This window comes from Pseudomonas sp. yb_2, assembly GCF_043103905.1.
GTDB classification, from domain to species: Bacteria; Pseudomonadota; Gammaproteobacteria; order Pseudomonadales; family Pseudomonadaceae; genus Aquipseudomonas; species Aquipseudomonas alloputida.
Window position 1 is genome coordinate 195,910 of sequence record NZ_JBICKH010000006.1, and the last position, 12,153, is coordinate 208,062.

Annotated in this window: 12 protein-coding genes; 7 read left to right on the top strand and 5 right to left on the bottom strand. The window is 62.9% G+C overall.

From position 1 onward, the window contains the following. Positions 1-39: 39 nt before the first annotated feature. Positions 40-1,077 (bottom strand): rod shape-determining protein MreB, encoded by a 1,038-nt coding sequence (gene mreB / locus ACF8FB_RS02060; RefSeq protein WP_003255163.1) that lies wholly within the window; start codon positions 1,075-1,077, stop codon positions 40-42. 205 nt (positions 1,078-1,282) lie between these two features. On the opposite strand from mreB, the gene gatC reads away from it, so the two are divergent. The 5 genes from gatC to ACF8FB_RS02085 all read left to right on the top strand — a co-directional run bounded on the left by gatC (position 1,283) and on the right by ACF8FB_RS02085 (position 6,099). Further along, positions 1,283-1,570, top strand: coding sequence for an Asp-tRNA(Asn)/Glu-tRNA(Gln) amidotransferase subunit GatC (gene gatC / locus ACF8FB_RS02065; protein WP_003255165.1), 288 nt, complete (start codon positions 1,283-1,285; stop codon positions 1,568-1,570). 15 nt (positions 1,571-1,585) lie between these two features. Then, on the top strand, positions 1,586-3,037 hold the full coding sequence (gene gatA, locus ACF8FB_RS02070; protein ID WP_392510959.1) for an Asp-tRNA(Asn)/Glu-tRNA(Gln) amidotransferase subunit GatA: 1,452 nt from the start codon (positions 1,586-1,588) through the stop codon (positions 3,035-3,037). An 11-nt stretch (positions 3,038-3,048) separates the two neighbouring features. Next, positions 3,049-4,494, top strand: a complete 1,446-nt coding sequence (gene gatB / locus ACF8FB_RS02075) for an Asp-tRNA(Asn)/Glu-tRNA(Gln) amidotransferase subunit GatB (protein WP_010952130.1) — start codon at positions 3,049-3,051, stop codon at positions 4,492-4,494. Positions 4,495-4,620: 126 nt separating this feature from the next. Then, positions 4,621-4,995 carry a septal ring lytic transglycosylase RlpA family protein gene (locus ACF8FB_RS02080; RefSeq protein WP_010952129.1) on the top strand — a complete coding sequence of 125 codons (375 nt, stop codon included), beginning with the start codon at positions 4,621-4,623 and terminating at the stop codon, positions 4,993-4,995. Between the two features lie 60 nt (positions 4,996-5,055). Then, positions 5,056-6,099, top strand: coding sequence for a calcium/sodium antiporter (locus ACF8FB_RS02085; RefSeq protein ID WP_392510960.1), 1,044 nt, complete (start codon positions 5,056-5,058; stop codon positions 6,097-6,099). A gap of 143 nt (positions 6,100-6,242) precedes the next feature. On the opposite strand, the gene ACF8FB_RS02090 is transcribed toward ACF8FB_RS02085, so the two are convergent. From ACF8FB_RS02090 to ACF8FB_RS02100, 3 genes are all read right to left on the bottom strand, one after another. Beyond that, positions 6,243-7,604, bottom strand: a complete 1,362-nt coding sequence (locus tag ACF8FB_RS02090) for an amino acid permease (RefSeq protein ID WP_003255172.1) — start codon at positions 7,602-7,604, stop codon at positions 6,243-6,245. A 56-nt stretch (positions 7,605-7,660) separates the two neighbouring features. Next, a complete protein-coding gene (locus ACF8FB_RS02095; RefSeq protein WP_049586457.1) occupies positions 7,661-8,602 on the bottom strand; it encodes an AEC family transporter in 942 nt (313 codons plus the stop codon). A 193-nt stretch (positions 8,603-8,795) separates the two neighbouring features. Further along, positions 8,796-9,683: a hypothetical protein gene (locus tag ACF8FB_RS02100; protein ID WP_010952126.1), complete on the bottom strand. Its 888-nt coding sequence runs from the start codon at positions 9,681-9,683 to the stop codon at positions 8,796-8,798. A 160-nt stretch (positions 9,684-9,843) separates the two neighbouring features. Between ACF8FB_RS02100 and olsB the strand changes: the two genes are divergently transcribed. Both olsB and ACF8FB_RS02110 read left to right on the top strand, forming a co-directional pair. Further along, positions 9,844-10,599, top strand: coding sequence for an L-ornithine N(alpha)-acyltransferase (gene olsB / locus ACF8FB_RS02105; protein WP_003255175.1), 756 nt, complete (start codon positions 9,844-9,846; stop codon positions 10,597-10,599). Continuing rightward, positions 10,599-11,387 carry a lysophospholipid acyltransferase family protein gene (locus ACF8FB_RS02110; RefSeq protein WP_392510961.1) on the top strand — a complete coding sequence of 263 codons (789 nt, stop codon included), beginning with the start codon at positions 10,599-10,601 and terminating at the stop codon, positions 11,385-11,387. Before olsB ends, ACF8FB_RS02110 begins: the two co-directional genes overlap by 1 nt. Positions 11,388-11,499: 112 nt before the next feature. Here ACF8FB_RS02110 and ACF8FB_RS02115 read toward each other — a convergent pair whose 3' ends face one another. Continuing rightward, on the bottom strand, positions 11,500-12,084 hold the full coding sequence (locus tag ACF8FB_RS02115; RefSeq protein WP_010952124.1) for an ACP phosphodiesterase: 585 nt from the start codon (positions 12,082-12,084) through the stop codon (positions 11,500-11,502). Between the last annotated feature and the right edge of the window lie 69 nt (positions 12,085-12,153).

Consider the following 12,153-nt stretch of genomic DNA (forward strand, 5'->3'; position numbering starts at 1 on the left):
ACTACCTGTAAACCGGGCGCTCGTGAACAGCGAGCGGGATCACTCGCTGGAGAGCAGGTCCATCGCGTGCTTGTCCATCATCTCCAGGGCGCGACCGCCGCCACGGGCGACGCAGGTCAGCGGGTCCTCGGCGACGATCACCGGCAGGCCGGTTTCCTGGGCCAGCAGTTTGTCGAGGTCACGCAGCAGCGCACCACCACCGGTCAGCACCAGGCCGCGCTCGGCGATGTCCGAGGCGAGTTCCGGCGGCGATTGCTCGAGGGCGCTCTTGACCGCCTGGACGATGGTCGCCAGCGATTCCTGCAGCGCTTCGAGCACTTCGTTGGAGTTCAGGGTGAAGGCACGCGGTACACCTTCGGCCAGGTTACGACCACGCACGTCGACTTCACGTACCTCGCCACCTGGGTAGGCAGTGCCGATTTCCTGCTTGATACGTTCGGCGGTGGATTCGCCGATCAAGCTGCCGTAGTTGCGGCGCACGTAGGTCACGATGGCTTCGTCGAAGCGGTCACCGCCAACGCGGACGGACTCGGCATAGACCACGCCGTTCAGCGAAATCAGGGCGATTTCAGTGGTACCGCCACCGATATCGACGACCATCGAACCGCGGGCCTCTTCAACCGGCAGGCCGGCACCGATGGCAGCGGCCATTGGCTCTTCGATCAGGAACACTTCACGGGCACCCGCACCGAGGGCCGACTCGCGGATGGCGCGGCGCTCGACCTGGGTCGACTTGCACGGCACGCAGATCAGCACGCGCGGGCTCGGCTGCAGGAAGCTGTTCTCGTGAACCTTGTTGATAAAATATTGCAACATTTTTTCGCAGACGCTGAAGTCGGCAATGACGCCGTCCTTCATCGGACGAATGGCTGCAATGTTGCCGGGCGTACGGCCCAGCATGCGTTTGGCTTCGGTACCGACGGCGACGACGCTTTTCTGGTTGCCATGGGTACGGATGGCAACAACCGAGGGCTCATTCAGGACGATACCGCGCTCACGCACGTAAATAAGGGTGTTGGCAGTACCCAGGTCGATAGAAAGATCGCTGGAAAACATGCCACGCAGTTTCTTGAACATGGGAAAGTGACCCTGGGGAAAGCGTGGGTAAAAAAGTGCGGCAAACTCTAACAATGGCAGGGATTTTGGGCAAGGAGCCAATATGTTAAATTGGCTGTTTTTCCGAGCACGCCAGCAGAATTTCGCGGCCGTTAGACCGCCAGAAAGCTGACATGTTCCTCACCGCGGACCCAAATTCCGTTCTTTGTTTCCCTTGGAGATCCTCATGGCGCTTGAACGCTGCGACGTGGAAAAGATCGCCCATCTGGCCCGCCTGGGCCTGAATGATGGCGAACTGCCACGCATTACCGACGCCCTGAACAGCATTCTCGGCCTGGTCGACCAGATGCAAGCGGTCGATACCACTGGCATCGAGCCCCTGGCCCACCCGCTGGAGGCCAGCCAGCGCCTGCGTCCTGACCAAGTCACCGAAAGCAACCAGCGCGATGCCTACCAGGCCATCGCGCCGTCGACCGAAAGCGGTCTGTACCTGGTTCCCAAAGTCATCGAGTAAGGGATAGAGCCTGCCATGCATCAATTGACCCTGGCCGAGATCGCCCGCGGACTCGCCGACAAATCGTTTTCTTCCGAAGAGCTGACCGGCACGCTGCTGGCGCGCATCAAGCAGCTCGACCCACAGATCAACAGCTTCATCAGCGTCACCGAAGACCTGGCCCTGGGCCAGGCGCGTGCCGCCGATGCCCGTCGCGCCGCGGGCGAAACCAGCGCGCTGCTGGGTGCACCGATCGCCCACAAAGACCTGTTCTGCACCAACGGCGTACGCACCAGCTGCGGCTCGAAGATGCTCGACAACTTCAAGGCGCCCTATGACGCCACCGTGGTCGCCAAGCTGGCCGAAGCCGGCATGGTCACCCTAGGCAAGACCAACATGGACGAATTCGCCATGGGTTCGGCCAACGAATCCAGCCATTACGGCGCGGTGAAGAACCCGTGGAACCTTGAGCACGTTCCGGGCGGGTCGTCCGGTGGTTCGGCCGCTGCCGTGGCCGCGCGTCTGCTGCCCGCCACCACGGGCACCGACACCGGCGGCTCGATCCGCCAGCCAGCGGCACTGACCAACCTCACCGGCCTCAAGCCGACGTACGGTCGTGTGTCGCGCTGGGGCATGATCGCCTACGCCTCCAGCCTCGACCAGGGCGGCCCACTGGCCCGCACCGCCGAGGACTGCGCGCTGCTGCTGCAAGGTATGGCCGGTTTCGACGCCAAGGACTCCACCAGCATCGAAGAACCGGTGCCGGACTACAGCGCCAGCCTGAACGCTTCACTGCAGGGCCTGCGCATCGGCCTGCCGAAAGAGTACTTCGGTGCCGGCCTCGACCCACGCATCGCCGACCTGGTCCAGGCCAGCGTCAAAGAGCTGGAAAAGCTCGGCGCAGTGGTCAAGGAAATCAGCCTGCCGAACATGCAGCATGCCATTCCGGCCTACTACGTGATCGCTCCGGCTGAAGCCTCTTCCAACCTGTCGCGTTTCGACGGCGTACGCTTCGGCTACCGCTGTGAAGAGCCCAAAGACCTCACCGACCTGTACAAGCGCTCCCGCGGCGAAGGGTTCGGCGTTGAAGTACAGCGGCGCATCATGGTCGGTACCTACGCCCTGTCGGCCGGCTACTACGACGCCTATTACGTGAAGGCGCAGCAAATCCGCCGCCTGATCAAGAACGACTTCATGGCCGCCTTCAACGATGTCGACCTGATTCTCGGCCCGACCACGCCAAACCCGGCCTGGAAGCTTGGCGCCAAGAGCAGCGACCCGGTTGCCGCCTATCTCGAAGACGTCTACACCATCACCGCCAACCTGGCGGGCCTGCCAGGCCTGTCGATGCCTGCGGGCTTCGTCGACGGCCTGCCGGTCGGCGTGCAACTGCTGGCGCCGTACTTCCAGGAAGGCCGCCTGCTCAACGTCGCGCACCGCTACCAACAGGTGACCGACTGGCATACCCGCGCCCCCAACGGCTTCTGAGGAATTCACACATGCAATGGGAAGTTGTGATCGGGCTGGAAATCCACACTCAGCTCGCCACCCAGTCGAAGATCTTCTCCGGCAGCGCTACCACCTTTGGCTCCGAGCCGAATACTCAGGCCAGCCTGGTTGACCTGGGCATGCCCGGCGTACTGCCGGTGCTGAACGAGCAAGCCGTGCGCATGGCGTGCATGTTCGGCCTGGCCATCGATGCCGAGATCGGCAAGCGCAACGTGTTCGCACGCAAGAACTACTTCTACCCCGACCTGCCCAAGGGCTACCAGATCAGCCAGATGGACCTGCCGATCGTCGGCAAGGGTCACCTGGACATCGCGCTGGAAGACGGCACCATCAAGCGCATCGGTGTAACCCGCGCACACCTGGAAGAAGACGCCGGCAAGAGCCTGCACGAAGACTTCAGCGGTTCCACCGGCATCGACCTGAACCGTGCCGGCACCCCGCTGCTGGAAATCGTCTCCGAGCCTGACATGCGCAGCGCCAAGGAAGCCGTGGCTTACGTCAAGGCGATCCACGCGCTGGTGCGCTACCTGGGCATCTGCGACGGCAACATGGCCGAAGGTTCGCTGCGCTGCGACTGCAACGTATCGATCCGCCCGAAAGGCCAGACCGAGTTCGGCACTCGCTGTGAAATCAAGAACGTCAACTCGTTCCGCTTCATCGAGCGCGCGATCAACAGCGAAATCCAGCGCCAGATCGACCTGATCGAAGACGGTGGCAAAGTGGTGCAGGAAACCCGCCTGTACGACCCGAACAAGGACGAAACCCGCTCCATGCGCAGCAAAGAGGAAGCCAACGACTACCGTTACTTCCCCGACCCCGACCTGCTGCCGGTGGTCATCGAGGACAGCTTCCTCGAAACCATTCGCGCCGGCCTGCCGGAGCTACCGCCACAGAAGGTCGAGCGCTTCCAGACTCAGTACGGCCTGTCGGCCTACGACGCCAACGTGTTGGCCTCCAGCCGCGAACAGGCAGACTACTTCGAAGAAGTGGTGAAGATCGGTGGTGATGCCAAGCTAGCAGCCAACTGGGTCATGGTCGAACTGGGTAGCCTGCTGAACAAGCTGGGTGTCGAAATCGATCAGGCGCCGGTCAGCGCCGCGCAACTGGGCGGCATGCTGCTGCGCATTCGTGACAACACCATCAGCGGCAAGATTGCCAAGACCGTGTTCGAGGCCATGGCCGCCGGTGAAGGCGATGCCGACAGCATCATCGAAAGCAAAGGCCTGAAACAGGTTACCGACACGGGTGCGATCGACAAGATGCTCGACGAAATGCTGGCAGCCAATGCCGAGCAGGTCGAACAGTATCGCGCAGCCGATGAGGCCAAGCGCGGCAAGATGTTCGGCTTCTTCGTCGGCCAGGCCATGAAAGCCTCCAAAGGCAAGGCCAACCCGGGGCAGGTGAACCAATTGCTCAAAGCCAAGCTCGAAGGGTGATGGTTTTACCCCTGTAATGCTGCGAGGGCTTCGCCCTCGTTCGCGGCTGAAGCCGCTCCTACACAAGCCAGCGTTCCCTGTAGGAGCGGATTTACCCGCGAATGGTCGCACCGGAGAGCACCTGACTTGCTAAAACGTTCCCTCGGCACCCTCGCCCTGTTTTCTTTCCTGGCCGGCTGCGCCAGCCATGACATCGACCCGCGCGGCTACGACCAGACGGGCACCGCTTCCTACTACGGCTCGCGCCACCATGGCAAACGCACCGCCAGTGGCGAACCGTTCAACCAGCACGCCCTTACCGCCGCCCACCGCAGCCTGCCCTTCGGCACACGTGTACGGGTGACCAACATGGCCAACCAGCGCAGTGTGGTGGTACGCATAAACGACCGTGGCCCGCACACCCGCGGCCGCCTGATCGACCTGTCTCGCGCAGCAGCGGAAAAAATCGGCATGCTCCGTAGCGGAACAGCGCGCGTGCGAGTACAAGGGCTTAGCGACTGACGCGACAGGAGTCCGACCATTTTCGACCTGGCCACCCTTCCCACTTTTAGCCTGCTGCAAATGGGCGTCGCCCTGCTGTTGCTGGTCGGCGGCGCCGAGCTACTGGTGCGCTCCGCCTTGCGCCTGGCGCAGCGCCTGCACGTGCGCCCGCTGATCATAGGCCTGAGCCTGGTGGCCTTCGGCAGTACCGCGCCACAATTGACTGTAAGCCTGCAGGCCGCCTACCAGGGTGCGCCGGATGTGGCAGTAGGCAGCGTGATCGGCAGCAACATCTTCAACGTACTGGTCATTCTCGGCCTGGCCGCGCTGATCATCCCGCTGCGGGTTTCACGCCAGCTGGTGCGGCTGGACATTCCCCTGATGATCCTTGCCAGCGGGCTGGTGTATGCGCTGTCCGCCAATGCCCACCTGGGCAGGATTGAAGGGGCACTGCTATTGCTGGGGCTGGCCGGTTACCTGGCAATGCTCTGGCATCAGTCGCGCCATTACGCACGCACCTACCCTGCCCCGGACGCCGCCAGGTCCGGGGCCGGGCGCTTCTGGTCAGGTACGCTGCTGCAGATACTAGTCGGCCTTGGCCTGCTGAGCCTGGCGGGCCACTTGCTACTGGAAGCTGCCATCGAGGTGGCCACCGACCTGGGCCTGTCCGAGCGTATTATCGGCCTGACGGTCGTCGCCATCTGCACCTCCCTGCCGGAACTGGCCGCTGCGCTGATCGCCGCCTTGCGTGGCGAACGGGAGATCGCGGTGGGCACGGTGATCGGCAGCAACCTGTTCAACCTGCTGGCCGTACTTGGCCTGACCGCACTGATCACCCCGGAACCCCTGTCGATCTCGCCTAACGCGCTGTCTTTCGATCTGCCTGTAATGCTCGGCGTTGCTGTCCTGAGCCTGCCAGTGTTCTATTCCGGTTACCGCATCACTCGCGCAGAAGGCCTGGTGTTTCTTTGCCTGTACCTGGCCTACGGCCTTCATGTGGCGGCTTTTACCATGGGTATGCCGTTGGCTGGCCGCCTGGAGCGATTGATGCTGTTCTATGTACTGCCGGTGCTCGCTACGGTGTTGCTGTACACCACCGTGCGTGCCTGGCGGAGGCAGCATTGAGGGGCATGGAAGGGGCACGCGTCAGGGCCGCCAGACGCATGCCTTTAGGCTTTCATCGCCTGTGAGATCGAGCGCCGCCCGCGCGGCGCTCGATCTCACAGGCGCCAAAAACCTAACGGCATACCCCTTACGAACAAACCCGATCAGCCCTTGGCCTGGCGAGCCTTCTTCAGCTTGAAAGCCACCCACAGCACAGCGATCCACGCCGGGATCAGCATTACCGAGATGCGAATCGGCGGCGTCAGGTACATCACCACCAGGATCAGCACGATGAACGCCAGGCACAGGTAGTTGGTCAGCGGGTGCCCCAGGCTTTTGTAGAAGGGGGTGATCCCGGCGGCCAGCTTGGCCTTGCGGAATTTGAGGTGGGTAATGCTGATGCTCGCCCAGTTGATCACCAACGCGGACACTGCCAACGCCATCAGCAAGCCAAAGGCCCCGCCCGGCATCAGGTAATTGATCAGCACGCACAGGCCGGTCGCAAAGGCCGACACGGCCAGCGCGGTCAGCGGCACGCCGCTACGGCTCACCTTCAGCAACTGACGCGGCGCATCGCCCTGGCTGGCCAGGCCAAACAGCATACGGCTATTGGCGTACACACAGCTGTTGTACACCGACAGCGCAGCCGTCAGCACCACGATATTGAGGATGGTCGCCACCAGGTCGCTGTCCAGTTCGTGGAAGATCATCACGAACGGGCTGCCGCCCTGCACCACCTTCTGCCAAGGGTACAGCGACAACAGCACTGCCAAGGCACCGATGTAGAAAATCAGGATACGGTACACCACCTGGTTGGTGGCCTTGGGGATGCTCTCGCGCGGGTTGTCAGCCTCGGCAGCCGTGATGCCGACCAACTCCAGGCCACCGAACGAGAACATGATCACCGCCAGGGCCATTACCAGACCCGTGACGCCGTTAGGGAAGAAGCCGCCGTACTGCCACAGGTTGGCCACGCTGGCATCCGGGCCACCATGACCGCTACCCAGCAACCAGGCACCAAAGCCGATCATGCTGACGATGGCTACCACCTTGACCAGGGCGAACCAGAACTCCATCTCGCCATAGACCTTTACCTGAGTCAGGTTGATCAGGTTGATCACCACGAAGAAGATCGCCGCCGTGGCCCAGGTGGGGAAGTCCGGCCACCAGTACTGCACGTAGATACCGACCGCCGTCAGCTCGGCCATGCCGACCAGCACGTACACCACCCAGTAATTCCAGCCTGAGACAAAGCCGGCAAACTCGCTCCAGTATTGGTGGGCGAAGTGGCTGAAGCTGCCGGCGACCGGCTCTTCCACCACCATTTCGCCCAGCTGGCGCATGATCAGGAAGGCCATCAGGCCGGCGATGGCGTAGCCCAGCAACACGGAGGGGCCGGCCAACTGGATGGTCTGGGCAATGCCCAGGAACAACCCGGTACCGATGGCCCCGCCCAGCGCGATCAGCTGGATATGGCGATTCTTCAGCCCGCGCTGTAACCGCTCGGGCGTGCTCTGGTCTTGCATGAAGTGTCCTTTAGCTCAGTGAGGCAGTGTTGTTGCTGTTATTTGCAGTCAAGGATCTAGATCCATCCGCCCCACTGCAAGATGAAAATACCAATGTTGGTGGTGATCGCCGCCATTAGCGTGGTAATCACGATGATCGACGCAGCCAGTTCATGATTGCCGTTGGCTGCCCGCGCCATCACGTAGCTGGCCGCAGCGGTCGGGCTGCCTATGTACAGGAACAGGATGCCCAGCTCCGCCCCGCGAAACCCGCACAACCAGGCCCCAAGGGTGCCGAGCAGCGGCAGCCAGAGCATTTTCACGAAGCTGGCATCGATGGCCAGCCGACCACAGTTACGCAGCGCTGCCAGCGACAGCGTGCCGCCGATACAGATCAGCGCCAGCGGCAGGGTCATCTGTGCCAGGTAGTCGCCCGAGGTCAGTAGCCAGTTGGGCAGCGGCACCTGGCCGTAAGCCATGGGCGCGGCCACCAGCACGCTGATGATCAGCGGGTTGCTGAAAATGCTCTTGCAGATGCTCCACGGATCGGACTTGAGGTCCGGGCTGTACACCGCCAGTACCACCGCTGACAGCGAGTTGTACATGAGGATGACCAGGCCTGCGAGTACCGCCCCCAGGGAAATGCCATAGTCACCGTACAGGCTGGCGGCCAGGGCCAGGCCGATCACACCGTTGTTGCCGCGGAAGGCGCCCTGGGTATAGATGCCCCGGTCGGCCATCGGGCTGCGCCAGATGGCCATGCCCCAGGCAATGGCGAAACCGACCAGGGTGGCGACGATGAAATACAGGATGACACCGGGCTTGACCGCTGCGGCCAGGTCGGCGTGGTAGATGCCGAGGAAGAGCAGCGCCGGCATGCAGACGTTGAATACCAGCTGCGAGGCGACGCGGTTGAAGTTGTCGTCGATCAAGTGAATGCGTTTGAGCAGGACGCCCATGAACAGCATGGCGAAAACCGGCGCCGTGATGTTCAGGGTCTGGATAAGAAGGGCGAGCATGCGCAAGCGATCCTGGAGGGGTTGCCGTCAGGCGGCCAATGATACGTCAACGGCTGGGATTTGCGGGGATCAAGCGCGATAAAAGGAAATGTCTTTCAGGTTTTCTGCTGCCAGTACCGGCCGCTTTGCACCGAACCCCGCCCCCACAGGTACCACGCCGCGATTCATCGGTTCACACAAACCTGTGAGCCATTCATGAAAAGCCCGCAGCAGCCCAAGCCTTGTTCAGCCGCTTCTCCCGCGCCGACGCCGCCAGCGCCATCACCCCTTGGTCACGCTGCCAGACTTGCGCCCACTGCACCGGCCCTGTCGCCAACGCCGCATCGATCTCCCCCCGCAAGGCCTGGAACTGCGCAAACAACCCGCCAAGCAACAAGTGACAACCCATGCTATCGGCACACTGGCGGCTACCCTCGGCGCAGCCGGCCAACAGCCCAAGCAACTGCAGGCGCAGCCCCTGCGGCCAGGCGCACTCCTGCCCAACGCCATACAACCAGGCGGTCAGCGCCGCGAGCACATACAAATCCTCCAGCGAACGGAAAGGCTTCACGTAGGCATCCCAGCCGTCACCGGCCAGCAACTCGCACGATGCCTGCTCCAGCAGCAGCCGGCCGTGCCCGACTTCCGGCATCAGCGGCAGGGTCGGCAATGGCTCCAGTGTCACCCCCGGCTCCCCGGGATAGACCACCGCCAGGCTCAGTTGCGGTGCCGCGCCAGCCGCTTCGCTACGCGCCGCCACCAGCAACCACTCCGCCTCCAGGCCTGCGGTAACGAAGTCTTTGCAGCCCGACAGCCGCAGAGCGTCCAGCCGTGTGCGCATGTCTGCAGGCCTCACGCTGCGCCGCTCGGTGGCACACAAGGCGCCAAGGCTGTGCGGCGCACTGGGCCACAGCACGCGAAGGGCGGCCTGGTAACCCACCAGGAAGGCCAGGCCCGGGGTGGCCATTGCACGCCCACCCAGTACCGCCAGTTCGAACGGGGCAACCGGGCCGAGGCGCTCAAGCAGCGCGGCGTAGGTTTCGCCCAGGGTGCCTGTCGGCGCGAGGCGAAGCGGATCGTTGAGTCGTTGCAACCAGGCCATGGAACAGCTCCTTGCTGGAGGGCTTTCAGTTAAGGCTCAGGGTGTGTCACGCAAGCATCACCAAACATTCACAGGGGTGACACTGGGTCTACCTAGGCTGACTTTGCACAACAAAGCCGACCGGCCGCAACCCTTCTTGGCTGGCTTATGGAGACTCGTAATGACTCGGATCGCTACCGCTGGCGACTACAGCACCGAACGCCGTCTGCAAGCCGAACGCCTGGTTGGCGCCGCGGCGTTGCAAGAAGCCCAGGCTCTGCGCTACACCGTATTCAGCGCAGAATTCAAGGCCAAGCTCAAAGGTGCCGAGCAGGGCCTGGACATGGACGACTACGACGTGCACTGCCGCCACATTGGTGTACGCGACCTGAGCACCGGCGAACTGGTTGCCACCACCCGCCTGCTCGATCACCAGGCCGCCAGCAGCCTGGGCCGTTTCTACAGCGAAGAAGAATTCAGCCTGCACGGCCTGTTGCAGCTGCAAGGCCCGATCCTCGAACTGGGCCGTACCTGCGTCGCCCCCGACTACCGCAACGGCGGTACCATCGCCGTGCTTTGGGGCGAACTGGCCGAGGTGCTCAACGAGGGCCGCTACAGCTATCTGATGGGCTGCGCCAGTATCCCCATGCAGGACGGCGGCGTTCAGGCCCATGCAGTGATGCAGCGCCTGCGTGAACGTTACCTGTGCACCGAACACCTGCGTGCCGAGCCGAAGAACCCGCTGCCGAAACTGGCCCTGCCCAATAACGTCATTGCCGAAATGCCCCCGCTGCTCAAGGCCTATATGCGCCTGGGCGCGAAGATTTGCGGCGAGCCATGCTGGGACGAGGATTTCCAGGTGGCAGACGTGTTCATCCTGCTCAAACGCGACGAGCTGTGCCCACGCTACGCCCGCCACTTCAAGGCGGCGGTCTGATGCCGAAGTTGCGGGTACTGGCCCGCCTCATCCGACTGCTGCTGGTGCTGGCGCAGGGCATGCTGATGGCCAGCATTATCGCCTTGGGCGAACGCTTGGGCTTCAAGGCGCCGATCGAACGGCGCCAGCGCTGGACCTGCCTGTTCATGAAGCGCCTGGTCGCTGCCCTGCCCTTCGACGTCAAGGTAGTCGGCGAACTTCCGCAACGGCCGATGTTGTGGGTCAGCAACCATGTTTCCTGGACCGACATCCCCCTGCTTGGCATGCTCACGCCGCTGTCTTTCCTGTCCAAGGCCGAAGTGCGCCACTGGCCGGTGGCCGGCTGGCTGGCGGAAAAGGCCGGCACGCTGTTCATTCGCCGTGGTGGTGGCGACAGTCAGCGCCTGCGCGAACAGATCGCCGGGCAACTGGGGCTGGCTCGTCCGCTGTTGATCTTCCCCGAAGGCACCACTACCAGCGGCCGCACGTTGCGCACCTTTCATGGCCGCCTGCTTGCAGGAGCCATCGACCGTGGCGTGGCAGTGCAGCCAGTCGCTGTTCAGTACCTGCGTGATGGCCAGATCGACCCGGTAGCGCCGTTCATTGGTGAGGACGACCTGATGTCCCACCTTATGCGCCTGTTCGCCCTGCCGCGGGGCGAGGTGTGCATCCACCTGCTGCAGCCAATAGGTAGCGTGGGCAAGGAACGTGCGGTGCTGGCGTTGCAGGCGCAACAGGCGATTCACCTGGCGCTGTTCGGGGTTGAAGACGTGGAGATGGCGCCACGTCGGCAGGCGCGGGCTGCCTGAATGCCTGCACTGCCTGTTCTGGCCCTTTCGCGGGTGAACCCGCTCCTACACCGAGCGCATTGCCCGTAGGAGCGGGTTTACCCGCGAAGAGGCCAGTATCACCCACACACCTCTAACTGTCAGACATCCGCCCTACCGCCGCAAACGCCTGCAGCTGCGGGTAGAACTCGCGAAAATCCGCCAGCAGCGGCTCATACAGCCGCTCCAGTTCCACCATCACCCCGGCCATCCCCTCAGGCCGCGACAAGCGCCGGGCAATGCCGTTGAACACCTGTTCCAGCGTGTCGAAATCGCCATACGCCCCTAGCCAGTCATCCGCTGCCATGAACGGCGCAATCCGCGCCAGTCGCCCAGGCAACTCAGGCTCTGCCAGCAATACCCGATAGAACGCGCCAGTGAACTGCTCCAGCGGCTGATCGGCGTAGTTGCCCCAGTGCCGTGCCAGGCAATGGTCGAAAAACACATCCAGAACGATGCCGGCAAAACGCCGCCGCTCGCGCGGAAAACGTGCCAGAGCCGCCAGCACCACTGGGTGCCGGTCAGTGTAACTGTCGATTTGCCGGTGCAGCCGGATGGCCGCCTCCAGCGCAGGCGCAAAGCGCCCTTCCAACGAGCCTTTGACAAAGTCGCCATACAGGCTGCCAAGCAGTTGTTGCGGCGCCGGGCCGCCCAGGTGCAAGTGTGCGAGGTAGTTCATGAGCGCAGTCTAGCATCGTCACCGAACATATCGTTATAACGCGATATATCGATTCGTGCTCAGCTCAGA

Coding starts and splice junctions, on each gene's coding strand:
- mreB (WP_003255163.1), bottom strand. CDS start 1,077: ATGTTCAAGAAACTGCGTGGCATGTTTTCCAGCGATCTTTCTATCGAC.
- gatC (WP_003255165.1), top strand. CDS start 1,283: ATGGCGCTTGAACGCTGCGACGTGGAAAAGATCGCCCATCTGGCCCGC.
- gatA (WP_392510959.1), top strand. CDS start 1,586: ATGCATCAATTGACCCTGGCCGAGATCGCCCGCGGACTCGCCGACAAA.
- gatB (WP_010952130.1), top strand. CDS start 3,049: ATGCAATGGGAAGTTGTGATCGGGCTGGAAATCCACACTCAGCTCGCC.
- ACF8FB_RS02085 (WP_392510960.1), top strand. CDS start 5,056: ATGGGCGTCGCCCTGCTGTTGCTGGTCGGCGGCGCCGAGCTACTGGTG.
- ACF8FB_RS02090 (WP_003255172.1), bottom strand. CDS start 7,604: ATGCAAGACCAGAGCACGCCCGAGCGGTTACAGCGCGGGCTGAAGAAT.
- ACF8FB_RS02095 (WP_049586457.1), bottom strand. CDS start 8,602: ATGCTCGCCCTTCTTATCCAGACCCTGAACATCACGGCGCCGGTTTTC.
- ACF8FB_RS02100 (WP_010952126.1), bottom strand. CDS start 9,683: ATGGCCTGGTTGCAACGACTCAACGATCCGCTTCGCCTCGCGCCGACA.
- olsB (WP_003255175.1), top strand. CDS start 9,844: ATGACTCGGATCGCTACCGCTGGCGACTACAGCACCGAACGCCGTCTG.
- ACF8FB_RS02110 (WP_392510961.1), top strand. CDS start 10,599: ATGCCGAAGTTGCGGGTACTGGCCCGCCTCATCCGACTGCTGCTGGTG.
- ACF8FB_RS02115 (WP_010952124.1), bottom strand. CDS start 12,084: ATGAACTACCTCGCACACTTGCACCTGGGCGGCCCGGCGCCGCAACAA.